Source organism: Rhodopseudomonas sp. B29, from assembly GCF_000333455.1.
Taxonomy (GTDB): Bacteria; Pseudomonadota; Alphaproteobacteria; order Rhizobiales; family Xanthobacteraceae; genus Rhodopseudomonas.
In genome coordinates this window covers 1-988 of record NZ_BADD01000572.1, presented here as the reverse complement: position 1 = coordinate 988, position 988 = coordinate 1, and the positions used below count along the sequence as shown (strand labels likewise).

Here is a 988-nt window from a genome sequence, read left to right as displayed (position 1 = left end):
TCACGCAACACAGCGCAATGATGGAACTACACGTCGTTCTGCAGCTACATTTTAGATCAAGACTAATTCTAAAATTGAGCCCGACTTCGTACTATCGTCTCGACGAAGCCTGGAAGCAGCGCACGCGGCGATACGAACTACTCGTTCCCGCCGCCGTGCCGCCCGAACCGCTTGCGGATGCGCTGCATCAACGTATCTGCCACTTCGCGGTAGGCGGCGAGTTTCTGGTCGCGGGTGCCTTCGGTGCCGGTGGGGTCGTAGGTCGGCCAGTATTCGACGTCGATGGCGTGGGTGCGGGTCAGTTCCAAGGCCTTGTGGTGGGCTTCGGGCGACAGCGTGACGATCAGATCGAAGTTGAGGCCCTCGTAGTCCTCGAGCTCTTCGAAGGTCGTCGGCTTGTGCTTGGAGATGTCGAGTCCGACATCCGCCATTGCGGCGACGGCGAACGGATCGAGCTCCATCTTCTTGACGCCGACCGAACGGATATAGGTCGTCCGTGGCGCGATCTGGCGCAGCAGCGCCTCGGCCATCGGCGAACGCACGCTGTTCATGCCGCAGGCGAACAGCACCGCTTGCGGCACGCGTCCCGACATCCGGTCAGGCTCGCATCAACCCGTCATTGCGAGCGAAGCGAAGCAATCCAGGCCGCGCGTGGGGCGCTGGATTGCTTCGTCGCTTCGCTCCTCGCAATGACGGGAGGCTTGCCGTGCCACGCAGGCTCACCCCTTCCAATGCAGCACCGAGATCAGCGTGAACAGCCGGCGGGCGGTGTCGAAATCGATCCGCACCTTGCCGGCGAGACGTTCCTGCAGCGTGCGCGAACCTTCGTCGTGGATGCCGCGGCGGCCCATGTCGATGGCTTCGATCTTGTCGGGCGTGGCGGTGCGGATCGCCTGGTAGTAGCTGTCGCAGATCATGAAGTATTCCTTCACGATGCGCCGGAACGGCGTCAGCGAAAACAGATGTGCCCACCACCGGCGTGCCGTCT

At 62.3% G+C, this 988-nt stretch carries 1 protein-coding gene and 1 pseudogene; both read right to left on the bottom strand.

The window, feature by feature from the left end; translation table 11 throughout:
- Positions 1–137 precede the first annotated feature (137 nt).
- Positions 138–593: a low molecular weight phosphatase family protein gene (locus I5M_RS20440; RefSeq protein WP_022723094.1), complete on the bottom strand. Its 456-nt coding sequence runs from the start codon at positions 591–593 to the stop codon at positions 138–140.
- A gap of 126 nt (positions 594–719) precedes the next feature.
- A pseudogene (locus I5M_RS30255) lies at positions 720–988 on the bottom strand (UPF0262 family protein); the annotation flags it as partial.

Coding starts and splice junctions, on each gene's coding strand:
- I5M_RS20440 (WP_022723094.1), bottom strand. CDS start 593: ATGTCGGGACGCGTGCCGCAAGCGGTGCTGTTCGCCTGCGGCATGAAC.